General features: G+C 41.5%; 21 protein-coding genes. 9 read left to right on the top strand and 12 right to left on the bottom strand.

From position 1 onward, the window contains the following. Window positions 1-175 precede the first annotated feature (175 nt). Together AACU33_RS28550 and AACU33_RS28555 are read right to left on the bottom strand one after the other, a co-directional pair. Window positions 176-697 (bottom strand): hypothetical protein, encoded by a 522-nt coding sequence (locus tag AACU33_RS28550; RefSeq protein ID WP_096593226.1) that lies wholly within the window; start codon window positions 695-697, stop codon window positions 176-178. Window positions 698-963: 266 nt separating this feature from the next. Then, on the bottom strand, window positions 964-1743 hold the full coding sequence (locus tag AACU33_RS28555) for a class I SAM-dependent methyltransferase (protein ID WP_096593228.1): 780 nt from the start codon (window positions 1741-1743) through the stop codon (window positions 964-966). A gap of 155 nt (window positions 1744-1898) precedes the next feature. Between AACU33_RS28555 and AACU33_RS28560 the strand changes: the two genes are divergently transcribed. Both AACU33_RS28560 and AACU33_RS28565 read left to right on the top strand, forming a co-directional pair. Beyond that, the gene (locus AACU33_RS28560; RefSeq protein WP_096593231.1) at window positions 1899-2792 is read left to right on the top strand and encodes a LysR family transcriptional regulator; all 894 of its coding nucleotides are present in this window, start codon (window positions 1899-1901) and stop codon (window positions 2790-2792) included. 295 nt (window positions 2793-3087) lie between these two features. After that, entirely contained in the window at window positions 3088-8583 is a 5496-nt protein-coding gene (locus AACU33_RS28565) for a trifunctional serine/threonine-protein kinase/ATP-binding protein/sensor histidine kinase (protein WP_096593233.1), read from the top strand. A gap of 84 nt (window positions 8584-8667) precedes the next feature. Here AACU33_RS28565 and AACU33_RS28570 read toward each other — a convergent pair whose 3' ends face one another. Then, on the bottom strand, window positions 8668-11202 hold the full coding sequence (locus AACU33_RS28570) for a U32 family peptidase (RefSeq protein WP_096593236.1): 2535 nt from the start codon (window positions 11200-11202) through the stop codon (window positions 8668-8670). A gap of 186 nt (window positions 11203-11388) precedes the next feature. Here AACU33_RS28570 and AACU33_RS28575 point away from each other — a divergent pair, with 186 nt between their 5' ends. Both AACU33_RS28575 and AACU33_RS28580 read left to right on the top strand, forming a co-directional pair. Beyond that, window positions 11389-11673 (top strand): type II toxin-antitoxin system TacA family antitoxin, encoded by a 285-nt coding sequence (locus AACU33_RS28575; protein ID WP_096593239.1) that lies wholly within the window; start codon window positions 11389-11391, stop codon window positions 11671-11673. After that, window positions 11663-12184 (top strand): GNAT family N-acetyltransferase, encoded by a 522-nt coding sequence (locus tag AACU33_RS28580; protein WP_096593241.1) that lies wholly within the window; start codon window positions 11663-11665, stop codon window positions 12182-12184. The genes AACU33_RS28575 and AACU33_RS28580 overlap by 11 nt, the downstream gene beginning before the upstream one ends. A 35-nt stretch (window positions 12185-12219) precedes the next feature. On the opposite strand, the gene AACU33_RS28585 is transcribed toward AACU33_RS28580, so the two are convergent. The 3 genes from AACU33_RS28585 to AACU33_RS28595 form a co-directional block, all read right to left on the bottom strand. Then, entirely contained in the window at window positions 12220-12831 is a 612-nt protein-coding gene (locus AACU33_RS28585) for a Uma2 family endonuclease (protein ID WP_096595422.1), read from the bottom strand. Between the two features lie 45 nt (window positions 12832-12876). Beyond that, window positions 12877-14001, bottom strand: coding sequence for an aldo/keto reductase (locus AACU33_RS28590; protein WP_096593244.1), 1125 nt, complete (start codon window positions 13999-14001; stop codon window positions 12877-12879). A 287-nt stretch (window positions 14002-14288) separates the two neighbouring features. Next, a complete protein-coding gene (locus AACU33_RS28595; protein WP_096593246.1) occupies window positions 14289-14786 on the bottom strand; it encodes a bifunctional nuclease family protein in 498 nt (165 codons plus the stop codon). Between the two features lie 341 nt (window positions 14787-15127). Here AACU33_RS28595 and AACU33_RS28600 point away from each other — a divergent pair, with 341 nt between their 5' ends. Beyond that, on the top strand, window positions 15128-15808 hold the full coding sequence (locus tag AACU33_RS28600) for a riboflavin synthase (protein WP_096593249.1): 681 nt from the start codon (window positions 15128-15130) through the stop codon (window positions 15806-15808). Window positions 15809-15879: 71 nt separating this feature from the next. Here the strand turns inward: AACU33_RS28600 and AACU33_RS28605 are convergent, their stop codons facing one another. Together AACU33_RS28605 and AACU33_RS28610 are read right to left on the bottom strand one after the other, a co-directional pair. Then, on the bottom strand, window positions 15880-17439 hold the full coding sequence (locus AACU33_RS28605; protein WP_096593251.1) for a M23 family metallopeptidase: 1560 nt from the start codon (window positions 17437-17439) through the stop codon (window positions 15880-15882). Between the two features lie 90 nt (window positions 17440-17529). Further along, window positions 17530-18342: a biotin--[acetyl-CoA-carboxylase] ligase gene (locus AACU33_RS28610; protein WP_096593254.1), complete on the bottom strand. Its 813-nt coding sequence runs from the start codon at window positions 18340-18342 to the stop codon at window positions 17530-17532. A gap of 77 nt (window positions 18343-18419) precedes the next feature. Here AACU33_RS28610 and pgeF point away from each other — a divergent pair, with 77 nt between their 5' ends. Next, window positions 18420-19205 carry a peptidoglycan editing factor PgeF gene (gene pgeF / locus AACU33_RS28615; protein ID WP_096593256.1) on the top strand — a complete coding sequence of 262 codons (786 nt, stop codon included), beginning with the start codon at window positions 18420-18422 and terminating at the stop codon, window positions 19203-19205. A gap of 230 nt (window positions 19206-19435) precedes the next feature. After that, on the top strand, window positions 19436-20419 hold the full coding sequence (locus tag AACU33_RS28620) for an alpha/beta hydrolase family protein (RefSeq protein ID WP_096593259.1): 984 nt from the start codon (window positions 19436-19438) through the stop codon (window positions 20417-20419). 157 nt (window positions 20420-20576) lie between these two features. Here AACU33_RS28620 and AACU33_RS28625 read toward each other — a convergent pair whose 3' ends face one another. Further along, window positions 20577-22040: a hypothetical protein gene (locus tag AACU33_RS28625; RefSeq protein ID WP_096593261.1), complete on the bottom strand. Its 1464-nt coding sequence runs from the start codon at window positions 22038-22040 to the stop codon at window positions 20577-20579. A 210-nt stretch (window positions 22041-22250) separates the two neighbouring features. Here AACU33_RS28625 and AACU33_RS28630 point away from each other — a divergent pair, with 210 nt between their 5' ends. Further along, on the top strand, window positions 22251-23648 hold the full coding sequence (locus AACU33_RS28630; protein ID WP_096593264.1) for an amidase: 1398 nt from the start codon (window positions 22251-22253) through the stop codon (window positions 23646-23648). Beyond that, a complete protein-coding gene (locus AACU33_RS28635; RefSeq protein ID WP_096593266.1) occupies window positions 23648-24355 on the top strand; it encodes a Crp/Fnr family transcriptional regulator in 708 nt (235 codons plus the stop codon). Before AACU33_RS28630 ends, AACU33_RS28635 begins: the two co-directional genes overlap by 1 nt. A gap of 175 nt (window positions 24356-24530) precedes the next feature. On the opposite strand, the gene AACU33_RS28640 is transcribed toward AACU33_RS28635, so the two are convergent. From AACU33_RS28640 to AACU33_RS28650, 3 genes are read right to left on the bottom strand one after another with little or no spacing between them, the layout of a single operon-like run. Further along, on the bottom strand, window positions 24531-25022 hold the full coding sequence (locus AACU33_RS28640) for a hypothetical protein (RefSeq protein ID WP_096593270.1): 492 nt from the start codon (window positions 25020-25022) through the stop codon (window positions 24531-24533). A 21-nt stretch (window positions 25023-25043) separates the two neighbouring features. Then, on the bottom strand, window positions 25044-25391 hold the full coding sequence (locus AACU33_RS28645) for a cupin domain-containing protein (RefSeq protein ID WP_096593273.1): 348 nt from the start codon (window positions 25389-25391) through the stop codon (window positions 25044-25046). Between the two features lie 58 nt (window positions 25392-25449). Beyond that, window positions 25450-26226: an SAM-dependent methyltransferase gene (locus AACU33_RS28650; RefSeq protein ID WP_096593276.1), complete on the bottom strand. Its 777-nt coding sequence runs from the start codon at window positions 26224-26226 to the stop codon at window positions 25450-25452. Between the last annotated feature and the right edge of the window lie 83 nt (window positions 26227-26309).

Here is a 26309-nt window from a genome sequence, read left to right on the forward strand (position 1 = left end):
TAAATCGCCTGGAGGATAATTCAATGCACTTTCATGTCTGCTGCAAACGGCTTTATGCTTTAGAAATTAGTCAGGGTAAGGCTTTTATTAATTATCTCTTACTAGTTCATTTGTTCGCGTTGAAAGGGCTGGCATTGCCCACCTTACATATATTGCTTGATTAAATTTATAATTGCTATAAAGAACGACGCCAACCTAACTTATTCTGAGAAGGCATCTGGATATTACATAAAGCTGGACTCATCTTAAAGTTACAAGTATAAGTTCCTAATAGTTCTTGCTGATAATTAAATACTCGAACGTTATAATTATCTCGACGTGCCACAGTACCTAAACGATTGATAAAGTCGTAACGTTCTAGATAGTCTAATAAGCTCCAAATTTGCTGATTGACTACTAAATCTACCCGCGCAGGCTCTTCCTTAGAAGCTGGATATGCTATCCAGTTATCTAATAGCTTATTTTCGGCACTGTCTTGTGCCCTCCATAATCTAGGAATAGTCAAGCTTCTTTGATTAATTGTCGTAGCTGTAATTACAGAGCTTTTTGGTTGAGTTAACAAGCTAAGTTCCAAAGGTGCATCAGAAGGCTCTGGTACAAAATTAACCTGCGCTAGTGAAATTCGGATTGGTAAAAGAGAAATAGTTGCTAGTCCGATAGTGAATAAGAGTGGTAGTGGTATTTTGCGACAAGACATTTTTTTGCTAAACATATCATTAGTTTGAATTGTAAATTTATCTACTCTTTACAGCCATTTATGATGTTGCTGGGTTCAGAGATCCCCAACTTCTTTGTCGAGTTTAAGAAGTCGGGGATCTGAGTGCCTTACTTTTATTAGCTAAAGCTTAAGCGTGCATTGACATATATCTATGTTTCAATCTATGGAAAACGGCTGTAAGTAATGAGACATAATTTCCAGTAAATATGTTCTGATCGTGCCAGATTTTAGCGTGCAAAACTTATCTAAATTTTGATAGCTAAGATGCGAATTCGTCGGTAGTCTGCTATCCAAGTTCCATCTTGATGCAGAGTTGGCTTCAGAGCCTCTTCTACTTTGCGAATAACTTGTATTTTTTGCTCATCAGACATTCCTACTAGAAAAGCGCTAGCAAACATCTCAATCCAGTTGGCTAGACCTACTTCTTTATCTGTTAGAGGAGTTGGACGAGAAAACAAGGTAGCATAGATAACATCAAAACCCTGCTTTTCCAGTAGACTGGCATACTCACCAATACTAGGAAAGTACCAAGGATTGAGTGTTTGTGGTTGGGAAATACCAATAGATGCGATCGCACTTTCCAAAGCTGTTGCGATCGCTTGGATATTCCCCTTACCACCAAATTCTGCCACAAACCGCCCGCTAGGTTTGAGTGCTTGATGAATAGATGCGATCGCATTTTCTGCTTCTTTCACCCAATGTAATACAGCGTTGGAAAATACCGCATCTAATGGCTGTGCTACTTGAAAGTTCTTAGCATCAGCAACATCAAACCGAATATGGGGATAGTTTTGTCTCGCCTTCTCAATCATCGTCGTGGCGCTATCAATTCCCATCACTTCCGCGCCAGTTTGGGCAATTTTATCTGTGAGTTGTCCCGTTCCACAACCGAGATCTAAAATTAACTCCCCTGGTTTGGGATTGAGTAATTGCAATAAATCCTCCCCATATTGCCACACGAAGGCGTGTTTATCCTCATACAAACTTGTGTCCCAATTATGCTTGGGCATCGAAATGCTATTCATAGGTAGGGAAATTAAAGAATCTGGGTTTGTCAGTCTTCAACTTTGCGCTTTCAGTTGATGACCTCTTAATCACCACAGTAAAAGAGATTTTTGATCGTGTCCAATATATTTTTATGCTGTAACTAATATGTAAAAGATATTAGTTGCTGTACGCGATGGAACTACGACACCTGCGTTACTTTGTCACCTTGGCAGAAGAACTGCATTTTGGCAAAGCCGCCGAAAAATTGCATATTGCTCAACCTCCCCTGAGTCAACAAATTCGTCAATTAGAGCAAGAATTAGGCTTTGAGCTATTTCACCGCACAAAACGCAACGTGCAGTTAACAGAAGCGGGACAAGTATTTCTGGTTGAAGTGCAACAAATTCTCCAGCAATTACAACAAGCAATTCAAGCTGGGCGACAAACAAATCGGGGCGAAATTGGACAGTTAGTGGTTGGTTTCGTCAGTACAGCAGCGTATAACATTTTGCCAACAATTTTAAAATATTTTCGCAGCCGCGTTCCTGGGGTAAGCCTAGAGTTACGCGAAATGACCACAGATCGGCAGCTAGAATGGCTACGGGAAGGACGTATGGATGTAGGCTTTATCCGCCCGCCTGTAGAAGATAATACCTTTAGTTGGGAAATCATTTTTCAAGAGTCGTTGATCGTAGCGCTTCCGGAGACACATTGGCTAGCAAATCAATCTGATGTGAGTTTGACATCTTTAGCTAATGAACCGTTCATTTTATTTCCCCGAAAATTAGCACCCGGACTCTACGATTTAATTATCAGTCTTTGCCAAAAAGCAGGTTTTAGTCCCTTTGTTGCTCAAGAAGCAATTCAGATGCAGACGATTGTGAGTTTAGTAGCTGGAGAAATGGGAGTTGCGATCGCTCCAGCATCTTTGCAAAACTTACAACGGACTGGGGTAGTTTACAAAAATATCCCAGAAGCTACCCCAAAAGCTGCAATTGCCATGATTTGGCGCACAAATAATAACTCTCCAACTTTACAGAAATTTCTAGAGACAGTCCGAGAAACTGCTAGTTCGCGATCGATGTAGCTCAATTGAAAAGTGTGTAGTCAGGGATTGAGCCACGTTTCCCAGCACTAATGTGGTAACTGCATAAATTGATTATTCAAGAGTTGCTATTAAATATCGACTCATTCATTTTTACTGGGTTTATTCAATTGGTGGCTCAAACATAACTTCATCGATTGATGTATGAATTGTATACGTAAATCTCACCTTAAAATATACAAACTTTTACTGTAAATATTACGAAGTTTTGTGACAAATATTACACATCGAAACAAGTACGGGAATATTAACAATACTTATATAGCAAAAGAAAATAATGATACCTTCTTTAACTGGTTATCAGCTCGATGAAACACTTCACTATGGCAGTAAAACCGTCATTTATCGCGGACGGCGAGAAACGGATAACGCCTCCGTAATTGTCAAAACTCTCCTCGATAAACATCCATCTTTAGAAGAAATTGCACGACTGCGCCACGAATATCAAATCATTGAGTCTCTGCAAATTCCTGGGATTGTTAAACCTTACGAGTTAAAGAATTATCAGCACGGTCTGGCTTTGGTATTGGAAGACGTTCCAGGTTGCTTACTTAAAGAAGTAATTGTAAATCAAACCACAAGCTTAATTACTTTCCTCAAAATAGGAATTAATTTGGCGCACACGCTTGGCGAACTCCACGCCCAACAGATTATTCATAAAGATATTAAGCCGCACAATATTCTAATTGACCCCGATTCTGGAGAAGTTAAACTGATTGACTTCAGTATCTCTTCACGACTTGATAAAGAAAATCCTACTTTGAGCAATCCTAATTTACTCGAAGGTACGCTGGCTTATATGTCGCCAGAGCAAACTGGGAGAATGAACCGGGCGATCGACTACCGCAGTGATTTTTACTCGTTGGGTGTTACTTTGTATGAAATGCTGACGGGTAATTTGCCGTTTCAGGCTAACGATCCGATGGAGTTGGTACACTGTCACATCGCTAAAATGCCAGCTGCACCCTGTAAAGAAACTGTGTGCCGTATTTTAGGAGATGTGCCAGAGGCAATTAGTGCGATTATTTTAAAGCTGTTAGCGAAAACAGCAGAAGAACGGTATCAAAGTGCTTGGGGATTAAAAGCGGATTTAGAAGAATGCTTGTTTCAGCTGCAAACTACTGGCAAGATTGAAAACTTTGTACCGGGTAGGCGGGACAAATCTGGAAATTTTTTGATTCCGCAAAAGCTGTACGGACGCGAAGCAGAAGTCGCAATGTTAATGGCTGCATTTGAACGTGTAGCAGATGGTAGCAGCGAACTCATGCTAGTGTCTGGTTATTCAGGGATTGGTAAAACTAGCGTTGTTAATGAAGTTCATAAACCGATTGTGGGTGCAAGAGGTTATTTTATTGCAGGTAAGTTCGATCAGTTCAAGCGCAATATTCCCTATGCATCCTTAATTCAAGCGTTTCAATCCTTAGTTCAGCAATTACTCACCGAAAGCGAAGCTCAAATCCAAGCGTGGAAAGAGAAACTATTAACTGCGTTGGGGGAGAACGGACAAGTCATTATTGATGTTATTCCAGAAGTCGAACTGATTATTGGGACTCAGCCATCCGTGACACAACTGGGTGCAACAGAATCTCAAAATCGTTTCAATCGCCTCTTTGGGCAATTCATTGGCGTATTCACAAACCAAGATCATCCTTTGGTTGTCTTTCTTGATGATTTACAGTGGGCAGATTCGGCATCGCTGAACTTAATTGAGTTATTGATGACAGATAGCGATCGCCAATATCTATTATTAATTGGAGCATATCGCGATAATGAAGTGTCGCCCACCCATCCGCTGATGATGAGTTTGGAGAAAATTCAATCGAATGATGCGGCGGTAAATAACATTGTGCTGTCACCGTTGCAATTAGCAGATGTGGAAGCGTTAGTTGGCGATACATTGAGTGATGCAGAACGCAGTCAGCAACTTGCAGAATTACTATTCTACAAAACTGGGGGTAATCCATTCTTCTTAACGCAACTGCTCTTAACTCTGCATCAAGAAGACTTGTTAACTTATGACTTCCACTCAGGGATTTGGCTATGGGATATTCAAGATATTCAAGCGATTGGTATTACTGACTTGAATGTTGTTGAACTCACGGCAAGAAACATTCGCAAACTCTCGATTGAGACACAACAAGTCCTCAAACTAGCTGCTTGTATTGGTAATACTTTTAATTTAGATGTTTTAGCGATCGTCAATGAAACATCACCTCTAACAACTGCGGCACAATTGTGGTCTGCCCTACAAGCTGGATTAATTCTGCCGTTAACTCAAGATTACAAAATTCCTTTAGTATTTGGTCAGGAAGAATCAAGCGGTATGACCTTAACCGATGTCAAGGTTGACTACAAGTTTTTACATGACCGAGTACAGCAAGCAGCTTATTCTTTAATTCCTGATGAAGAGAAAAAAGCAACCCATCTAACAATTGGTCAATTACTGCTGCAAAATACTACACCAGAAGCACGAAAAGAAAATATTTTTGCGCTAGTCAACCAACTCAATTATGGGACTGATTTACTAACAACTGAAATAGAAAAAAACGAACTAGCAGACCTTAATTTAATAGCAGGTCAAAGAGCTAAAGCAGCAACAGCTTATGAATCGGCTGCCAAATATTTGCAAATAGGTTTAGAACTGTTGGCATCTGATAGCTGGAAGAATCAGTATGATCTGACATTAACACTGCATACCGAAGCATTAGAGGCGGCATATCTCAATGGTTACTTTGAAGAAATGCAGAGATTGGCTGAAATAGTGCAAAACTTTGCCACCTCGCTACTGGACAAAGTGAAGGTATACGAAGTTCAGATTCAAGCTTATGTGGGACAGAATAAGCTAATTGATGCGATTAATACAGGACTAGAAGCCTTAAAGCTGTTTGGGGTGAAGTTTCCCGAAACAGTGAAACCTTCAGATATTGAGCAAGCATTAGCGGAAACGGCATCCATTTTGGCTGGGAAAGAACCTTCGGACTTGCTCGACTTACCTCAAATGACTAACTCTGAAAAATTAGCAGCGTTGAGGCTACTGTCAAGTTTAACTGTTGCCGCCTACGTAGGCGCTCCACAACTCATCCCTCTAGTAGTGTGTAAACAAGTCAATTTATGCGTCCAATATGGCAATGCTTCTGTGTCTCCCTATACATATTCCCTTTATGGTTTTCTTTTGTGTGGGGTTGTGGGAGATATCGAACGCGGCTATCAGTTTGGTCAATTAGCTGTAGATTTGGTTTCAAAATTAAATGCTAAAGAAGTTAGTGCCAAAACATACCAAATAGTATTTATATTTATAAAACATTGGAAAGAATACGTTGGCGATACCATAGAAAATTTACGGTCAAATTACTCTAGGGGTTTGGAAACTGGAGATTTGGAATATGCTGCTTGGGGTGCATTTCAATATTGCTCTCAACAATATTTAATAGGCAAGCAACTAACTTTAGTTGAACAAGAAAATGTAACCTATTGGGATGCCATTAGTAAAATTAAGCAAGAAACAGTGCTTCATTATCACGAAATCTTTTGGCAAGCTGTCTTAAATATAATAGGCAAAAACCAAAATTTCTGCATTTTACAAGGTGAAGCTTATGATGAGCAGAAAATGCTTCCCCAGCACCACTCAAGCAACGATGTTTTAGCACTTTATTTTGTATACTTAGAAAAACTAAAGCTTTGTTATCTGTTTGGAAACTACTCCCAAGCCCTGGAAAATCTTAATCAAGCAGAAAATTATGTGGGTGCAGCAGCAGGGCTGATAACTTTTGTTATTTTTCATTTCTACGATTCTTTGATCGGGCTGTCGATATATGGCGATAATCTAGAGTCTGAGCAGCAGGAGATTCTTAAGCGCGTACAAAGTAATCAAGCAAAAATGCAAAAATGGGCGCATCATGCCCCAATGAATTATTTGCATAAATTCTATTTAGTAGAGGCAGAACGGCATCGGGTAAGGGACGAAAAATTAGAAGCGATTGAGATGTATGATAAAGCGATCGCACTTGCTAAAGAAAACGAATACATCAACGAAGAAGCATTAGCCCACGAACTTGCAGCTAAATTTTATCTATCGTGGGGTAAACATAGCATTGCGCAAACTTATATGACTAATGCCTACTACGCCTATGTTCGTTGGGGGGCTGTTGCTAAAGTCAAAGATTTAGAAGCAAAATACCCGCAATTAATTACGCGCTCCTCAAACACACAAAAGCTAGAAACAAATTACAAAGAACTGACTCAAACAAGTTCGACTACTACTGGAGGCTCCCACCTTTTCGACTTGATGACAGTGATGAAAGCTTCACAGGTGTTGTCAGAAGAAATGGTGCTAACTCGCCTGCTCGAAAAAATGATGAAAATTGCCATCGAAAATGCTGGTGCTGTCCGAGGATACTTTATTACCAAGCACGACCATGAATGGATTTTAGAAGCGGTGGGAATTATTGAAGGCAAAGATGTTACCGTTGTTGTTAATTTTGAAGAAGACACAGATTCGTTCTTACTTCCTATCTCTTCATTCAACTATGTAGAACGAACCAGAGAAAATTTAGTATTAGACAATGCTGTCAAAGATGCTCGCTTTGCCAACGATGCTTATATTAGTACTCACCAATCTAAATCTATTTTGTGTTTACCGCTAATTCATTCTGGTAAGTTTACTGGTATTGTTTACCTAGAAAATAATCTAATCTCTGGTGCTTTTTCTTCAGAACGAGTGAAGCTACTGAGTCTATTGAGTGCCCAAATTTCGATTGCAATTGATAACGCCCGTCTTTACAGCAATCTCCACACTTACTCACAAGAGCTTGAAGTTAAAAACGCAGCTTTGCAAGCATCAGAAACGCGCGAACGAGAAAAAGCTGAAGAACTTCAACAATACCTATATAAACTACAACAAACCCAAGCTCAACTTGTGCAGACCGAAAAAATGTCAAGCTTAGGGCAACTAGTAGCAGGTGTTGCTCACGAAATCAACAATCCAGTTAATTTTATCTTTGGTAATCTCAATCACGCTAGCAATTACACTCAAGATGTACTGAGATTGTTGGAACTGTACCATAAACATTATCCATCTCCTCATTCAGAGATTGAGGAAGAAGCGGAGGCGATCGATCTAGAATTTCTGCTGGAAGATTTGCCCAAGCTACTTTCTTCTATGCGCGTGGGAGCAGATCGGATTCGCAACATTGTCGCTTCTCTACGCATCTTCTCACGCATGGACGAAGCTGAGATGAAAGCGGTGAATATTCACGATGGCATTGACAGCACGCTGATGATTCTGCAACATCGCCTGAAAACGAAGTCAGAGCATTCCGATATTGAGATTATCAAACATTATGGCGACCTGCCCCAAGTGGAATGCTATGCAGGGGAATTGAACCAAGTGTTTATGAATGTTTTAAGTAATGCGATCGATGCTTTAGAGGAGTCATTAGCGGACAATGAAGAACAAATTACTATCCCAACTATTACAATTTGCACTGAACAAGTTGATGCTCAACAAATCGAAATCCGCATTGCAGACAATGGTTCGGGTATGTCAGAGTCAGTTCACAAACGCTTGTTCGATCCCTTCTTCACTACAAAACCTGTAGGCAAAGGAACGGGTATGGGCTTATCGATTAGCTATCAAATTGTCACTGAGAAACATGGTGGTTCGCTATCTTGCACTTCAAAACCTGGCGAAGGAGCAGAATTCATTATCCGCATTCCAGTCCGCCAGCAAGCCATACCAATTCAAAATTCAAAATTCTCTCTTGGAAAGTTCTGATAGGAGGAAACCTCCGCGCAGAGTTTCCGCAAAATTCAAAATTAAGAATTTTACTGGCATTACAACCTTCTGCTTCCTGCCTTATTACCTGACAGAAGAGACTCCCATCGGGCCACGAGTTACACCTAGCTGATTTTGCAGCTTTAACTCCCGCCAAAGTTGGGAACCTGTAATCTCACCTTGTAGGAGTTGCTGGTAGCAATGTATCGTTTTACTCACTTGCTCTGGTGACTCATTGACAAACTCGATGCGAAATTGCCTTAATTCCAAAGCTATGAGGCGCTGTACGTACTCGGCTCCGGTTTGGGCAGTACCGTTAAATACAGTATTGCGACAACCGACATCGGCTTTGAGGAGATGTTCGCTACCTACGCGGTCTTTCAACTTCACTTCCTGTTTTTCACAAGGTCGTCCACAGTTAGTGTAGTCTGTCCCAGTAGAAAGAAAAGCACAAAATACACAATGCTCCATGTGGAACATCGGCATATGTTGATGGATTGTCACCTCAAACCACTGGGGTGGGCAACTAGTGAGCAGGTGTTCAAGTTGGCTAATATTTAGGTCGTAGGATGCTGTTAACCGTTCTAAACCATAGCGCTGCTGAAAGTAGTTTGCTGTTAGGGCGTTAGCAACATTGAGTGAAAAATCTCCAATACAACGGTCTTGGGCAAAGAATTCTAATTGGTCATAGTTCCGCACCAAATAGCCATCTGCATTACAGTCACGCACTTGTTGCAAAATCCACTTTTCCCCTGGTTTGGTAATTCGGGGAGGTGCAACCCAGATAGTTTGATTAGCTGTAGTTTGTCCTTGACGCACCATCTGCACTACTTCCCGATAGAAGCGGGGGTCTTCAAATTCACAGTAAAGTGTTTGGATTCCCGCTTGGAGTGCGGCTTGAAGTTGCTTGAGGTTGCGTACTAGGACGATGAGTGAGGAAGATGAAGGGGATGAGGGGGATAATGACGGGAGTAGGTCGTGGAAAGAAACTTCAGAACGTAATTCCCAGCGTTGGGGTTGACTGCGTAACTCTTCCAACTGCGCGACTATTTCCCGCCGCATTCTGTTTAACTCACTCACTGGTATCATCACCGCGCCACTGAGGTGATTGGTTATTCTTCCTAAACAAAAGGGTGTATTACCCAGACGACCAAATTGTTCTTGTAAACGTTCTGTAGTTAAGGGTTTAGTGTGCGCTTCCACTAGTGGTATTGTAGAATCCACCTGGACGACATGACCTTGCTCATCACGAGCGATCGCAGTTAGTAATCGATCGATTTCGCCATAAATCTCAAGATGAATCGGACGCTGAAATTGGGGATTCTCGCCTGCAAAACTCTGACGCAATTGCTTATCGAGTTCTGGATCGCTAGTTTTCCAAACGCGATCGCCCACATGCACGCGGCGGAAGTTTAAGTCACTGCGACCAAAACTTAGTAATGTTTCCCTACCCTTGGATGTGACTGCATAAACTCGGCCTCCTTCTTCCTTTCCCTCTGGATGACCGGAGTCGAAAACAATTCCATCCCCAGGTTTAACGGGTGCTTCTAGTCTAATTGCTACCTGTTCATTATTAATGCGCGTGACTTCGCCTAAGTAAACTCCACGCTTTTTACCAAAGCGCGCATGAACCAGTTCTTGATTATTAATACCTTTAAACCAACCCGTGTAGATACCACGAGAAAATGCCATCTCTAAGTTGTAGCGTTCTTGAGAAGCTTCCGAGTTTTTGGTTACTTTCCCCGCGTCCTTTTCTAATCTTTCCATTACTCGATCCAAGGCTGCCCGATAAACACGGGTGACATTGGCAACATACTCAGGAGTTTTCAGACGCCCTTCAATTTTGAGAGAAGTTACCCCTGACTTCACCAAATCGGGCAGGACTTCTAACCCTGCTAAGTCTTGGGGGCTGAGTAGATATTTGCGATCGCCTAAATTTACCACTTCCCCATCAGCGATTAACTCGTAGGGCATCCGGCAAGCTTGGGCACATTCGCCCCGATTGGCAGAACGCCCACCTAAAGCTTCGCTAGTTAAGCACTGACCGGAATAAGCCACACACAAAGCACCGTGAACAAAAACTTCTAAAGGTAAAGAAGTCTCCTTCTGCGCGATCTGCTGCTGAATTTTATTGATTTCCTTCAGGGAACATTCACGGGCAAGTACTACCAACTGACAGCCGAGAGACTTGGCAAATTCCACCCCAGCCGTACTAGTAATAGTCATCTGAGTAGAAGCATGGATCGGAAAATCAGGCGACAGGTGACGGATGAGACGACATAGCCCCACATCCTGAACGATCGCTGCATCCACACCTGCGGCAATAATTGAACGCAGATATTGTTCTACTTCTGGTATTTCTTGAGGAAATATGAGCGTATTGACAGTGACGTAACCCTTCACACCCCGCAGGTGGAGAAATGCCATCAATTCTGGTAAGTCCGCCTCAGTAAAATTTTGTGCCCGCATTCTGGCATTGAAACGATCCAAACCAAAGTAGATTGCATCTGCCCCATTTTCGACAGCAGCTTTGGCACATTCCCAATTACCTGCTGGTGCGAGGATTTCAGGACGTTGCAGAGTGGATGAGGTGGTTTGAGGAGAGCGATCGCTTTTCATCAGGTGTGGGAAGGTTTAAGTAGCACCATAGCGATCTTATCGAAGTTAGTTGAGGATTGTGGATGAAAAGAGCGATCGCTATTTCCTTGTTGAAGCTAAATATTCCTATCCTATTATTGTGTGTACATTCTCCGCCACGATTAGCTATGCTGTGAATAAAGACTCAGCTAAAACTAAGAAATAGCCATGTCAGAACCATCATCTGCAAAAGATTGCCGCATCGATTTACGAGTTACCCAAGAACAAAAAGAAATATTAGAACGTGCTGCGAGTCTCAAAGGAATTTCTTTGAGTGCTTATACACTTATTCATGTTTTACCTGCTGCTAAACAAGATATAGATGCAAATGAAAGGTTAGTACTATCAAATCGCGATCGAGATTTGTTCATGTCCGTGATGGAAAATCCACCGGAATTGAAGGGTAAACTCAAATCTGCTATCCATAAATATAAAGATAAGTATGGTAAGTGATAGCGAGGCGAGATGGAATTTTGTCCCAATTGATAAGCAATATCCAAGAGATACTTTCGATTGCGGTTATGTAATTTTAAATGATTATCTCAAGAAATATGCGCGGCAAAATCATAATAAAGGAATTGCCAAAACGTTTGTAGCAATTCCAGCATCAGGAAGCTTAAAAATTGATGGTTATTATACTGTTAGTGCCAGCGTTATTGAGTATGAATCATTACCAGAGTCCTATCAGCGTGGAATGCCAGCCTATCCAATTCCAGCAATGCTGATTGGGAGATTAGCGGTAGACAAATCTATGAAAGGGCAAGGTTTAGGAAGTGAATTATTAGCTGATGCTCTTTATCGTGCTGTTCGCGCTGCTCAAGAAATTGGCATATTTGCTGTGAGAGTTGATGCTATCGATTTGCAAGCAAAAGATTTTTATCTCAAGTATGAGTTTATTCCTTTTCAAGACAATGAACTTTCACTATTTCTGCCGATGGCAACCATAATGAGAGAGTTTCAGTAAATCGCAAAGTTTTGATCAAGGGCGATCGCTTTAACTCATCGCTCTATATCAGCGCTTTCGACTTCCGACTCTACAAGCTCAAATTGCACCTTGTTGTATAAATCTTGCAAGGAAATTTCAAAAGGTACAGTTACAAGTGCGATCGCTTCATCTTCTTCATCGTATTCACGCAATGCCCATTGCTTTTTACCAGTTTTGGAATATTGCTCTACATGAATCCGGTTTTGATCGATTAATAAATATTCTTGGAAAGTGGGAATTGTTCGGTAAGCCTCAAATTTACCTTCGCGATCATAACCTTTAGTTGATTTTGATAAAACCTCCACAATTACCTGTGGATTTACAATTATATCTAGACGATTGTTGAAATACTCTGGTTCATCTGCCAGAATCATCACATCTGGATATGTATAGGTACGCTTTTGGGCAATCCACAAACGAACATCACCCATATACACTCGGTAGTGTTGTTTTTTGAAAGCAAAATTTAACTCACTACTTAAGTTGAGCGCTATTTGGTTGTGATTTATTGTGCCACCAGCCATTGGAATTATTTGCCCATCAATATATTCGCTTTTGTAGTCAGCAGCTTCCTCTAGTTCTAAATATTCCTCTGGCGTGTAGTATCGCTGTTGTGTGACTTGCATAATTTTATTGAGTAGCGATCGCATTCATCGAACAGTGTAACGTGGTTATCCCCACAATCTCCTTCCGGCTTTGCCATTTAATTTTTCGTGGCTATCTTCTAACAATGCTGGAATATTTAACTCTTCAGGACATCTGGGTAAACAATCACCGCATTCTGTACAACGGTTGGCTTTCATTCCCGGAAACCAGTGACCTGCATTTTCAAACATTCCATAGCGATATTTGCCGTAGTCTGTCATGTCGTATGCCACAGTTAGATTACGTAACCGCAATACCTCTGGAATATTAATCTTTTCTGGACAGGGTAAACAAGCATAGCACTGGCTACACTTATCAGTTTTTAAGGTAGTTTGTTGTTGATTTTCTAAACGTTGGAAAGCAGCAATTTCTTCTGGCGTGATTTCATCAACACTATCAGCAACTTGCAAAGGTTCAATTAATTCCTCTGGGTTGGCTGGCCCTACACTCAAGGTAGTAATGCGGGAGTCACTGAGTAAAAATCGATAATTTAACTCTAAGGGTGAAAAGGGATGACACAATTCTTTTAAGGTTTGGGGTGGTGTGTAAAGCCGTCCTCCCTTATCAGCAGGGGAAATGATAAAAATCCCCATGTCTTTTTCTGCTGCTAGCTGAATTGCTGGTGCATGGCGTTGGAAAAAATAGTAATAATGCAGATTGACGAATTCAAATAAACCTGTTTCTATAGCCGCCAGAATAAGATCTAACGATCCGTGGGTGGAGAAACCAACATGACGCACCCGACCATCTGCGATCGCTTCCTGCACAGCTTCAATACAACCAGCTTGCACTAAATCTAGATGTTCCCACGTGTTTAAGCCGTGAATTCCCAAGCAATCTAGATAATCTAGTTGCAATCTTTCTAGGGATTCATCAATGTAGCGGCGCATTGTGTCAGCATCGGCTGTAGGCGGAATTTTAGTAGTGATGTGAAGTTGAGAACGAGGTACAGATAAACCAGCTTTGAATGCTTGGCCAAAAAACTCCTCACTTTTGCCATAACCTCTGGCAGTTTCTATATGATTAATTCCTAACGCTAAGGCTTTTTCGATAGTTTGCTGGGAATTTTCTGCATCAGCTAGGTAGCGCATTGTTCCTAAGGAAAAAACAGACAAGTGTAGATTAGTTTTGCCAAAGCGTCGATATTGCATAAAAGTAAGCTGGCACGCTAAAACTATTAATCATTTGTCATTTGTGAAATGGCCAAAGATCAATAAAGTCTTGTTTAAAATTAATATTTTTCTGAACTGGCTTTTTCGCAAATAATACGTACAAAGACAACTTCGTATGACTAATGACCAATGACTCGCAAAACGAGTGAAAATTTAAGAAGAAAAAGTAAAGAAATTGTGTACTTTCCTGTACTTTTTCTTCTTAGTTCTTTATTGTTTAATTTGTTGATTGTTTTTAGCTTGCTACCTAGCACTTCATTAAGTTTTTAACTTTCGCCATTACCGAAGCGTTTGATCAAATCTTCAGGACGGAGATTAGAAATAAATTCGCGGAAGGCTTGTTGTTCTGCTTCATCAGCATCTCGATCGACAGGGATAGAAGCATCAGCAATCACTTCTTCCATTACCCAAATGGGGGCGTTGGTACGAAGTGCAATGGCGATCGCATCGCTAGGACGGGCGTCAATTTCTTTTGTTGTCTCGCCTTGCTTGACAACTAATGCTGCATAAAATGTATCTTTTTGCAGAGAATGAATAATAACCTTATCTAGAGTCAAATTCCACGTTTCTAGAATATTCACAATTAAATCGTGAGTTAAAGGCCTTGGAGGCTTTTGACTCTCTATTGCTCCCGCAATTGCCCTAGCTTGTTCTTGACCAATATAAATTGGTAAAGCACGGCGATCGGAAGCATCTTTCAAAAGTACAATCGGGCTGCGGGTTATGGCATCTAATGCTATACCAGCGACTCTCATTTCAATCATTGGTTAAGCCTCTACGCTCCTTGGAGTACTTGGTTAATAAGTAACAAATAATACCTTGACAGGTTTAGCTAGGGACAGTAATAAACATAGGCATTTGTTTTCTATAATTGCTTCTATTAAACTCCGAACTTGATGTGAACACCAGAGTAAGGCAAAGTGGTCTACTTAGACAATATCTCTCTATACCCAAGTATGCCTTGTTCGTGATGCTAATGTGATAATATCCCTATCTTCAATAACGTCAGAAAATATACTCAGATTTTGCTACATTTATGGAGGAATTTACGAGTTGTTTTTAGGCAAAATTAGGCAATAAATAGAGTTAATTTGGCAAAAAAGCTGTGTTTACAGGATTGATCCAGGCTTTAGGAACCATGAAACCCTTAGGGGGAGATTCTTGGCAAATAAATTGTGTAAGTCAGCCATCTGATTTAATTATGCAGGATATGGCTTACGGTGACAGCATCGCAGTCGATGGCGTTTGTCTGACTGTGGAAGAAGTTTTAAAAGATGGTTTTATCGCCACTGCATCACCGGAAACGTTGCGCCGCACGACTTTAGGGGATGGAGAAACAGCACAGAAATATGTCAACCTAGAAGCTTCGTTGCGGGTAGGGAGCAAAGTTGGTGGTCATTTTGTCATGGGTCATGTAGACGGCGTTGGGCGGATGGTGACAGCAGAACAAACAGCGACTTCTTGGGAAATGACCTTTACAGCACCTGAGGCGATCGCGCGGTACATTGTTCCCAAGGGTAGTATTGCTGTCAATGGTATTAGCCTCACAGTAGCTGCCTACGAGCCAGAACACTCCCAATTCACGGTGGCGGTAATTCCTCTCACCTACGCTGAAACCAATCTCCGCTATTTGGTTCCCGGTAGTTTGGTGAATCTTGAAGGAGATATTCTCGGCAAATATGTCGAAAAATTCCTTTATTCTGGCAAAGGAAACCCCAAAGTTGGGGAAGCTGCTAGTTCTGATGACATCACACCTGCCTTTCTAGCAGAACATGGCTATTTATAAAAGTAGGAAGTAATCAGGCTCAAGGATGAAAGCTCAAAATTTCAGCCTTCATCCTTGACACTTCATCCTTTCTAAGAGCCTGGTTGCTTAGTTAACTGAGCAGTCTGTAAACCTTGAACCAACTGACTCAGGGCGGTATTTAGTTCTACACCTGGGTCAACTGCTACCCAACCATTTGCGGTTAGGTGGCGGACTTCAAAGTGTAGGTGAGGGCCTGTAGAGTTCCCAGTGCTACCAACTTGTCCAATGACAGTTCCCGGTTCTACCCACTGACCCGGTCGGACAAAGATTTGGGACATATGACCGTAGAGAGTTTGTTGAGCCGAACTGTGGTTAATGGTAACGGCTAAACCATAGCCACCCATCCAGTCAGCACTCTCTACTTGACCTTTAGCAGCAGCTAAGACTGGCGTACCCATAGGCGCACCTAAATCTGTACCAGCGTGGAAACGGCGATCGCCTGTGATGGGATGAATTCGCCAACCAAATAATGAGGTAATTGGTGCGGGAACAGACAAGGGGAACATCATTCCCTGACCGCTATAAGCAACTCTGCCTACATATGGAATTTGGGGTAAGGTTGATGCTAGCGGAAAGTCGTAAGCAACCGTGCTAGGGCGAGGTGCAAAATTACCATCAGCCATTGGTGGCGGTAAAGTACCACCACTTGGTGCGATCGGGGTTGCACTTACTTTTGTGGTGGCGAATTCGCTGGGGTTAGGAATAAACCGACTGGGATGATATTCGCTCTTGGTGATACTAGCAGCAATGCGAGTAGCGATATTATTAGGAACCGCTTGGGGATTACGCCATCTGCGGCTTTCACCAGTAGATGCTATCGGTCTCACAACTGGAACGGTTGCTAAATTAGCAGTTTGGCTTCTTCTCAACCAATTGGGTGATGTTTTGCTATTACTACCAGCTACACGCTGATTAGCAGTAGGTTTGGCACAAAGACTAGCTGATATAGCTTGTCCTGTTGGCAAAGTCGCTCGACAACCACTAGAGCGTTCTGTCACGACTACCGAACTGGGTGCTTGATAAGTACCCCCAACTTGGTAATCGTTAGGGTCAATATAGGCGTTGTTGTAATCCTTGGGTTTGACTTCCGTGCTACCAACTGGGCTATTAGAGTTGTTAGCAGGTTTGGCAACTTCTGGAAGTTTCTCAGGTAAAGTGCGTAACGGCGCAGGTGCGGGTTTTTCTTGGTTGACGCTAGCTGGTGCAACCCGCGAAGTTTCTACTTGAGGTTTTGAGCGTCTAATAATAACAGGTTCAGCAGCTTCAATTTTCGGTTTCGACTGTCTGACTGGCTGTGATGATTGGGAGATATTTTCCCTTTGCAATCTCTTTTTGAGTCTGATTCGCCGTTCGGAAAATTCTACCTGTGGTTGAGTTACTGCTGGTATTACAGTATCTTTTTTAACTGGATTTATTACCGTTGTCGGCTGGGAATTTTGAATAGTAGGAACGATGTTATCTATAGATGTTTCCGTTTGAGCTAACACCAAGCCATTACCTAAAAGGCTAACGCTACTAAGCCAACAGAGGCTCTGTGCTGGTAGCGTAGAAGCAAAGCGTTTTGATGTCACTGGCAAACGTTTATGGGCAGAGTTGTTGGGCTGCGTCATTTGTTCTCTCGTTTTGTGTAAATAGTCTAAACAGAATGATGCCGGTGGTTTGTCTTGCCCAAAGAGCGAAATTGTGAACAAACCTAAAAGTTAAACCGAAGATTTTTGATAACCCAAACTGATTGTACCGGGTTCAATGTAAATTTCTGGTGATATTACTTGCTTTGTATTATAAGCTTCTACATTAACTCGTAAATTACCCTGAGGGGTTACTCCAACTATAGTGCCTGCTAAATCATTAATTTGTATGCGATCGCCCATATTCGTCAGTAAATCTAGATAGTGCGTCAAGAGTATGTTTACTCCTTCTTCAAAAAGGCACTCAATACCGGATTCTATCCCTAATAAAACCTTCGACGTTAACATTTCTAGACAAGAAATCGGTTTTGTGGGTTGGGATACTTGCCAAGATTCCAAGTTGATTCCGGTTTCTGGTACTGGGTTTGCCCAGTTAATGCCCACACCAATGACAGCTTGAGTAATTTTTTCTTGATTTACTTTGGTTTCAGTCAAAATACCGCCTAGCTTGCGATCGTTTAAGACTAAATCATTAGGCCATTTAATCCCCACATTGACGCCACAGTTTCGCAATTGTGAGGCAATTCCCCAAGCACTAGCCAAAGTGAGTTGGTAACTGTCAGTAGCCGCTATTTTGGGATTAATTGCCACTGAAACGTATAATCCCCCAGCCGCAGAAATCCACTGACGACCCCATTGGCCGCGCCCAGATGTCTGCTGGGTAGCAATCACTACACATCCTGGTTTCGCTCCCTGGTTCAGCAAGTTCCAGAGAGTTTGATTAGTTGAAGCTACACTATCAAAAATATGTAAAGAAAATGGTAAATATGAATACTGACGCCCTGCTTTCAGGGCTGCGGACAAATATTGCAGATCGAATCCCACTTAATTAACCCAAATCCCGTTGTTCAAGTTAGCATTAATTGGCGGATTCTGAATTTTCTGTTTAGGTTTGGTTTAAGATGCACACTTGGCACTGGCGCAATTGGCAGGGAATGCCCTACCTTACTTGTAGTCTCCTAGAACCTTGGCAACACGGCTTTTTTACCCATCCGTTTTGGCCGCGATCGCCACAAGAGTTAACACAGGTGCTGCACCCAGAGGCATCAGTTTATCGCTTGAAACAGGTTCATGGCAATACTGTTCTCACCCCACAAGAAATTGACAGTCAGTTAAGTACAGGTGGGGATGATGATTCGGCTTTTGCATCAGCAGATGGTTTAGTCAGCGAAAAGCCGTTGCAAGCAGTATGGGTTGCTAGCGCTGATTGTACGCCAGTGCTAATTGGCGATGTGAAAACCGGACAGGTATCAGCAATTCACGCTGGATGGCGGGGTACTGCTAAGAAAATTGTCCCGCAAGCGATCGCGCGTTTAAAAGCACAAGGTAGCAAGCTAGAAGATTTGCGGATTGCGATGGGGCCTGCGATCGCCGGAGAAGTTTACCAAGTCTCTGTGGATGTAGCGGTAGAAATCGGCTACAGTATCGTCCCCCATGAAGACGAACAAAAGATTATTGATGCTTTGCATGAAATACCCAATTCTCCTTTGTTGCGCGACCCTGAGCCAGGTAAAGTCCGGGTAGATGTGCGACGGGTAAATGCTTTACAAATAGAAAGCCTGGGAATTAGCGGCGAACAAATTGCGATCGCTCCTTATTGTACTTACCAAACTCCAGAGCATTTCTTTTCCTACCGTCGGGAACAACAGAAAAAAGTGCAGTGGTCGGGGATTGTGAGTTTCAATTAGTAGTCAATACGTGAAATCAAACTAATGTGATGCAGTCTGCGATAAATCAGGCCTGAATTGTTGGCGATTGTGGCAAATTATCTACTTGGTAGAAATCTCAAATTTGCCTCACATAATTGAGCCTAAATTGAGTTTGATGAGCATACATAAAGAATTACTCGGACTGTCGCCTAGCCTTACTCAAGGAGTCGTAAAATTATATTGAACTTCAGTAGCGGAAATCAGCGATCGTGAGCGTTCGAGCATTTTTCCAAGCGGCTACAGTTGAAGATGCATCTCCCCCCTATGACAATATTCACCTGAAGGTTTTCTATCCAGCAAAGATGTCAGGCGGTGAGCTAGAAGAAAATCGAGGTATTGTTTCTGCCGATCCTCAACGAGCTCCGTTTAAGGTTGTGATTTTTTTCAACGGTATTAACTGCGGTCCCGAACAATATCAATGGCTGGCTGTTAAATTAGCAGAGCGTGGACTTGTTGTTGTTACCTTTTCCTGGATTGCCGAAAATTTACCTGGAATGGTGGCTCTCACTCCAGGTATTGATATTAAAATGTCAGTTCCCAGCATGTATGGTAAAGGTGCGACAGCTTCAGCTTTACTGACGCTGCTAAAAACTTTAGAGCGTTTACAACTAGAAGGGGTTTTGGCTGGTTTGCTCGACTTAGACCATATTATTCTAGGTGGGCATTCGGCAGGCGGTAGAGTCGCGATTGAAAGTGCAGATCCCAAGTTTTTCTCACAAGTTGTAGCCGCTTTTGCTTATGGCGCACATACAGCAGCAGGTCAACAGCTAGGGTATGAAGCTGGGACAATCTTACCCTTACCCGATTCTTTACCCTTACTCCTGATTGGTGGAACCTGCGATGGAGTTATTGCTAAGAGTAGCCATCGCTATGGAGTGACTTGGGAACAAGCTACAACTCCGATGATGCGCACTTTCCAAGAAGCGATCGCAGGTGGTAGGGGTGATAGTTATCTACTGATTCTAGAAGGAGCCAACCATTTTTCTGTTAGCTATCCTTTTGATGACACCACGGGTAGACCATTTCTAGACTTTCCAACTACCCAGCCACCAGAACAACTGCGACATTTAATCGCAGAAACGATTGGTTTATTCATTGATGCTCATGTTTTTCACCAAACCACAGCCCTCGAAGCTCTCAATCAAATGTTAGTATCTCAAAATTCTGCGATCGCATCATTTGAGCGAAAGTAGTTTGTGGTTTAGAGCAGGTTAACTAACAAAAGTCTGAATACTAGCATTCAAGTTGCAATTACAAAAGCTTATTCTTTCGACATAAACCATGTAGAGACCTTACAGTAAGGTCTCTCACGTATTCCACTCAGCAGGCTAGGAAGCCCTATCTCTTTGGTTATTTAGTCTGAATCGCCTCATATTTATTTTGATAATCTGCAAGTTTTTCTTTTACTTGTTGAGAGACATACGTACCTTCAGGGATGGCTTTTAATAAATTAATTGCTTCTTGTAATTTATCTTTTCCTTGCTGTAAAATTACTGATTTTTCAGGTGCATTTTTAACTATAAAATCAGCTTCTAAGGCTAATTTATCAGCAGATTCTAAGTTTGCAGATGCATCTTTTTCCACGGCAATTCTTTTACTAATAGCAGCATGGTTGGCACGGTAATTAGCTAGTTGCTTCTTAGTTTGTTCAGAAATCGATGTCCCTGGAGGAATGGTTTCTAGTAAGCTTACTGCTTTTTGCCATTTACTCTCGGCTTGCTGCCAATCTTTTAGTGGCAATTGTTTCTTTTGCACTATAACAGCAGCTTCCATACCCAGCTTTTTAGCAGATTTCAAGTTAACTATGGCAGTTTTCTCTTGTTTGATACTTTGAGTTTGCTGCATAGTCTCAATTTTATCTTTAACTATGCAAGTACCAAAACCTAATACCAATAAACTTGAGCCGATTAATAAAGCCGAATGTATTATATTTTGTCTTAAAAATTCTGTTATGTCCCCCAGCTTTTGCCTTTGAGGAAGATTTATCAAAGCTCTTTCTGCCTGTTCTAAAATATCGTTAGTATCTCTAACTAAGGCAGCAATTTTTTCTTGGAATAATTCGCAGTCGTAGATAATATCTGCCAAAGCTTGACATTTATCGCCACTAGATATGATAAATCCATATTCATCATCAAACCATTCCAGTTCCAACCCAGAGTTTCCACAAAAAGCTGATAAATTCAGTAAGATTAAGAGAATATTTTGAGTATTTTTAATCCGGTCAAATACTTCTATAGACTTTTGCTGTAATTGCAACAATTCCTCTTGGTATTTTCTAATTTGCTGAATTTGCTGTTGCAAAACTTTAGGTTTACTATAAGCTAAGTCAATCTTGAGTTTTTCTTCAAGCTCTTGGATCTTATTTGGCAAACTCGGATAGTTGATATTAGAATTCAGTTGATGAATAAATTGAGAATTACTTAAAATATCTTCAGCTACAGTCTGAAGCAATTCACCCCATTCTAGCCAACGAGAAATTTGAGATTCTAAATCATTTAAAGATAGTTTGGTTGGCTCGTTACCCACTTTTTCAGCAATAAATCTTTCTCCAGTTGTTAGCAATGACTCTACTAAACGACTGTGAGAAGAAAACACAGCGCTTTCTGTACTTGCAGAAAGCACGCCAACTGCTGCATTATTAATTTTTGCAACATTTAATTCTTGAGCGATCGCACTTTGCAAATTGCGGAGTTGTTCGAGAACAAAATTTAGCCGGATGATTTCTTGCTGAATTGTATGAGAATCACCAACAGTCAGCCTGAGATTCTCAACAAGTTTAGTCAGTTCGTGTAGAAGCTTGTCTAGGTTAGCCATAAATATCCCTTAAGGATTAGTCGAAAGTTTATCCGAAAAAATTAAAATGACTGTGAAGCGAGGTGAGAGCAAAAATATCTACACTCACCTGCTGCCGGAAATAAGTTCACAAATAAAATAAGATGGCTATATAGTTCCCAGAAATCCTGGTAAAGTAACACTTGAATTTAAAGATTTTCAGAAAATATCAAAATACCAGTTCCCTAAGGCATGAATGAAACTGATTTAGCTTTTACCCCAGCACTGGATTTGGCGCAGTTAATCCGTCGCCGGGAAGTGTCACCGCTAGATTTGGTAAATATTTATTTAGAAAGAATTGAGCGCTTAAATCCCCAATTAGGAAGTTATTTTACGGTGATGGCGGATTTGGCGATCGCAGATGCGCAAGCCAAAACCGAATTACTCGCAACAACCTCGGAATTACCACCGTTTTTTGGCGTCCCGATTTCAATTAAAGATTTAAATGCTGTAGCAGGCGTAACTTGTACTTACGGCAATCCCGCATTACTAAACAATATCCTCAACTATGATGACGGGGTAGTAACTCTGATTAAACAAGCGGGATTTATTCTGCTGGGTAAAACCGCTACTTCAGAATTAGGTTCATTTCCTTACAGCGAACCTACGGGATTTCCCCCAGCTAGAAATCCTTGGAATTTAGATTATACTCCTGGCGGTTCTAGCGGTGGTGCAGCTGCATCAGTAGCAGCCGGATTATGTGCGATCGCTCAAGGTTCCGATGGCGGTGGTTCGATTCGCGGGCCTGCGGCTTGTTGCGGTGTCGTGGGAATTAAGCCATCACGCGGAAGGGTCACTCATGCACCTGTAGGCGATCGCCTTTCTGGACTTGCTACTAACGGGCCGCTTGCCCGTACTGTTGCGGATGCGGCTGCGCTTTTAGATACCATGTCCGGGTATTTCCCTGGCGATCCTTATTGGCTACCCGATCCACAACCATCATTTCTAGCTGCTACTCAAAAACAACCAGGGGAATTACGCATTGCTTTTAGCACGATCGTTCCTCCTTTGGGTAAAGCAGACGCTAACTGCGAACAAGGAGTTTTGCAAACAGTTAAATTATTAGAACAACTTGGTCACAAAGTTGAAGAGAAATGCCCAGATTTTAGCGGCTTAGTCGAACCATTTCAAATTGTCTGGCAAGCTGGGGTAGGTGCGGCGGGAATTCCAGCACCAGCGTTACAACCATTCAATCAATTTTTGTTAGCGCGATCGGGTTCTGCGGCGGAATATCTGCAAGCAGTAGCGCAAATGCAAATGGTATCACGGCAAATTGTGGCGTTTTTCCAGAATGTGGATGTGTTGGTATTGCCAGTGTATCTGCATTCACCGATTCGGGTGGGAGAATGGGCTGATTTAAGTCCAGAAGAGACATTCCAAAATATTATTAACTGGGTAGCACCCTGTCCGCCAGCAAATGCGACGGGACAACCTGCGATCGCACTTCCTGTAGAATTTGATAGTAATGGCGTACCCATTAGCGTGCAGTTAGTTGGTAAGCCTGGTGCAGAAGAAACACTTATTAGCCTAGCAGCACAAATAGAAGCCGCTAATCCTTGGCTTCCGCATCGTCCAGCTGTAGCGACATAATGCAAGCCTCTATAGAACAACTGTCGCAAATTAACGTGTTTGCAGATTTAGACACAGCAGACAAAGTAAACTTGCAACCACAAACTCAGGTGCAAAAATATAGCAAAGGAGAGATTATTCTGCATGAAGGCGATTCTTTACCAGCCAAATTATATGCTGTTGTCAGCGGTACGATTCAAGTTACTAAAACAGCAACCACAGGTAAAGAAACTATTCTGCGTACCTTAACTAATGGAGAAATTTTTGCTGCACCTGCTTTGTTAGGTAATGGAATTTCTCCTGCAACTGTAACTGCTGAATCTGATTGCGAAATTCTCACAGTAGAACGAGATGCTTTATTAAAAGCTATCCAACAAAATCCTGAGATTGCTTTACGGATGTTGATGGTTTTTAACAATCGGATTCAGCAATTACATGAAACAGTGCATGGATTAGTTTCTGAAAGGGCGATTGTCAGGCTTGCTAGGTTAATTCTCTACTTCGCTGCTGAATCTGGAACTGAATCAACGCCCCAAGGCGAGTGTTTAAAAGTTAAATTATCTTACTATCGCATGGCACGGAGTGTGGGCATTTCTTACGAAGAATGCGTGCGTTTAATTAAAAGCCTGAAGTCGATAATTATCTACAGTCGCGGAGGTAAGATGACGATACTTGATATGCAGAAATTAGATGCGATCGCCTTTGGTGAAATATTACCAGAAGATTAATTTGATATATCCAGAAAATGTTATGTAATCAATTTAAAAAGCTGAGTTTATCATAATTTATTCGTAAAAAAATTGTAGTGTGGGCATTGCCAACACTACGAAGATGAAAACTTATATTCATCTGTGATGAAAATTAGCCAAACATCCAAAATTCAGCGAGCAATAGTAATAGATATTAAGCAGTTACAGCCAATTTCTCTTGTTCGTGAGCATCAACTACTAAAACTAAACATAAAGTGGCGATCGCCTTTTGCCATTCTTGTCTTACCTGGGCATTTTCTACTCCATCAAATAACGCTATCAACCGAGGAATAGAAGCCTCTAAAGCGGCACGCGGTACAGGACGATGTAAATCCACTAAGCTAGTCAAACTTTCGCGATTATTAACAAATCCAATTACCCAAGCTGTTGTATGTTCTGGGCCATCAGGAACGCGCTTAACTCCTAATTGATTTTTTAGCCAGTTATAAAAAGGTGGTAATTCTTGAGCTAAAACTGCTCCTGCTGTTGGTAATGTTTCCTTCAATAAGTTACTGTCTAAGCTGCCTAGCTCTTGATTTAATTCTGAGGATTTGAGAACTTCATCTAGCGGCTTTGAGAGTATTGTTTCTACCTGAGATTGAGACAGGTTTAAGTGGTGGCTGAAAGTTGAAATTAGAGATTGCATAATTCATTCCTCAATAAATAACTAATTTGTTTCTGCTGCTTTTTCAGAAAGGATGAGCAAGAATGCTAAATTATCTTCAGCTTGTAAAGCATGAGGTGCATTAGCAGGCATAAAAACTAAAGTACCAGGCTCAAGAACAATATTTTTGCCTGATAAAGTCAATAAACCTCTGCCTTCAATTACATGGATTGTGGCATTGCGAGTTGAAGTATGTTCAGAAATTTCAGTATTGGCTGCTAGACAAAATAAAGTGTATTGACAAACTTTATCTTTAAGTAATACTTTACTGAGAACTCCACTATGAGGATATTCAATTTGTTCTCGCAATTGGATAATGTAAGATTGATCTGTTGTGATTGTAGAACTCATATGTTTGTTGATTAATACCAATCAACATATCGAAAAATGGATTTTGCTGTGAATGATTTTACTCAGCTACAGCACACATAATGATGTAGCCTAATTCATGATGGTATTTATGAAAAACATGGCGCATTTCTAAAACACGCTTGCGGATAGATGGCTGCGTCAAAATATTCCAAAATATCCGCAATGCGTTCAAAATACCTTCTTCTTGTATCATTCGTCTCAAATTCAACAAATTCATGGAGCTAGTAAGATGCTGTTGCACTTGTAATCCTGCGGTTGCCAAAGCAGCTATCCAATTAGCTTCAGAAAGTGGTGTAGAATTAACTCGAATTACCCGTGCTAAATCAGCATGAATTTCTGCTTCTTTATTACGAGCTAAAAGTTCGTGAGAAAGGAATTTTCCGCCTGGTTTGAGGTGATGATAAATTTCCTTTAAAACCTTAGCTTTCCCTGGTGGAGATTGCATCGTAAGAATTGCTTCTGCTAAAACATAGTCAAATTGACCTGGTATTTTATCCAGGTGAAAGATATCGCCTTCAATGATTTCGACTTGATTTTCTAAGCCAGCAGCGCGAATATTGGCACGCGCACAAGCAACGCTTTCTGGATCTTTTTCTATACCCAATACTTTTACATGGTAGCGTTGAGCCAGAGCGATCGCACTATAACCAAAGCTAGAAGCTAGTTCTAAAACTGTCTCTCCCGGGTGGAAATTTGCCCACTGAAATAATTGTTCTGTAGCTATCCGTCCACCAGGACGCAGATATTTTTTGCCTGCTGCTGCTAAAACTTGGTGTCCGGATGCGGTTGGGTGATTAAGGGTAGGGTTGGTCATCTGTGTGACCCTCTGAACTCATCTTACCCCCACTCTGCCAGGAATTTATCGTGCCGTCTTTGAGGTAGCTCAAAGAAGAAAAA

It is taken from the genome of Calothrix sp. NIES-2098, assembly GCF_963875125.1.
In the GTDB taxonomy this organism is placed as follows: domain Bacteria; phylum Cyanobacteriota; class Cyanobacteriia; order Cyanobacteriales; family Nostocaceae; genus Aulosira.

Bases quoted from the DNA above. Each gene is read 5' to 3' on its own strand.
- AACU33_RS28565 (WP_096593233.1), top strand. From the start codon at position 3,088: ATGATACCTTCTTTAACTGGTTATCAGCTCGATGAAACACTTCACTAT.
- AACU33_RS28555 (WP_096593228.1), bottom strand. From the start codon at position 1,743: ATGAATAGCATTTCGATGCCCAAGCATAATTGGGACACAAGTTTGTAT.
- AACU33_RS28630 (WP_096593264.1), top strand. From the start codon at position 22,251: ATGAATGAAACTGATTTAGCTTTTACCCCAGCACTGGATTTGGCGCAG.
- AACU33_RS28625 (WP_096593261.1), bottom strand. From the start codon at position 22,040: ATGGCTAACCTAGACAAGCTTCTACACGAACTGACTAAACTTGTTGAG.
- AACU33_RS28645 (WP_096593273.1), bottom strand. From the start codon at position 25,391: ATGAGTTCTACAATCACAACAGATCAATCTTACATTATCCAATTGCGA.
- pgeF (WP_096593256.1), top strand. From the start codon at position 18,420: ATGCACACTTGGCACTGGCGCAATTGGCAGGGAATGCCCTACCTTACT.
- AACU33_RS28550 (WP_096593226.1), bottom strand. From the start codon at position 697: ATGTCTTGTCGCAAAATACCACTACCACTCTTATTCACTATCGGACTA.
- AACU33_RS28580 (WP_096593241.1), top strand. From the start codon at position 11,663: ATGGTAAGTGATAGCGAGGCGAGATGGAATTTTGTCCCAATTGATAAG.
- AACU33_RS28640 (WP_096593270.1), bottom strand. From the start codon at position 25,022: ATGCAATCTCTAATTTCAACTTTCAGCCACCACTTAAACCTGTCTCAA.
- AACU33_RS28595 (WP_096593246.1), bottom strand. From the start codon at position 14,786: ATGATTGAAATGAGAGTCGCTGGTATAGCATTAGATGCCATAACCCGC.
- AACU33_RS28570 (WP_096593236.1), bottom strand. From the start codon at position 11,202: ATGAAAAGCGATCGCTCTCCTCAAACCACCTCATCCACTCTGCAACGT.
- AACU33_RS28560 (WP_096593231.1), top strand. From the start codon at position 1,899: ATGGAACTACGACACCTGCGTTACTTTGTCACCTTGGCAGAAGAACTG.
- AACU33_RS28590 (WP_096593244.1), bottom strand. From the start codon at position 14,001: ATGCAATATCGACGCTTTGGCAAAACTAATCTACACTTGTCTGTTTTT.
- AACU33_RS28605 (WP_096593251.1), bottom strand. From the start codon at position 17,439: ATGACGCAGCCCAACAACTCTGCCCATAAACGTTTGCCAGTGACATCA.
- AACU33_RS28635 (WP_096593266.1), top strand. From the start codon at position 23,648: ATGCAAGCCTCTATAGAACAACTGTCGCAAATTAACGTGTTTGCAGAT.
- AACU33_RS28575 (WP_096593239.1), top strand. From the start codon at position 11,389: ATGTCAGAACCATCATCTGCAAAAGATTGCCGCATCGATTTACGAGTT.
- AACU33_RS28585 (WP_096595422.1), bottom strand. From the start codon at position 12,831: ATGCAAGTCACACAACAGCGATACTACACGCCAGAGGAATATTTAGAA.
- AACU33_RS28650 (WP_096593276.1), bottom strand. From the start codon at position 26,226: ATGACCAACCCTACCCTTAATCACCCAACCGCATCCGGACACCAAGTT.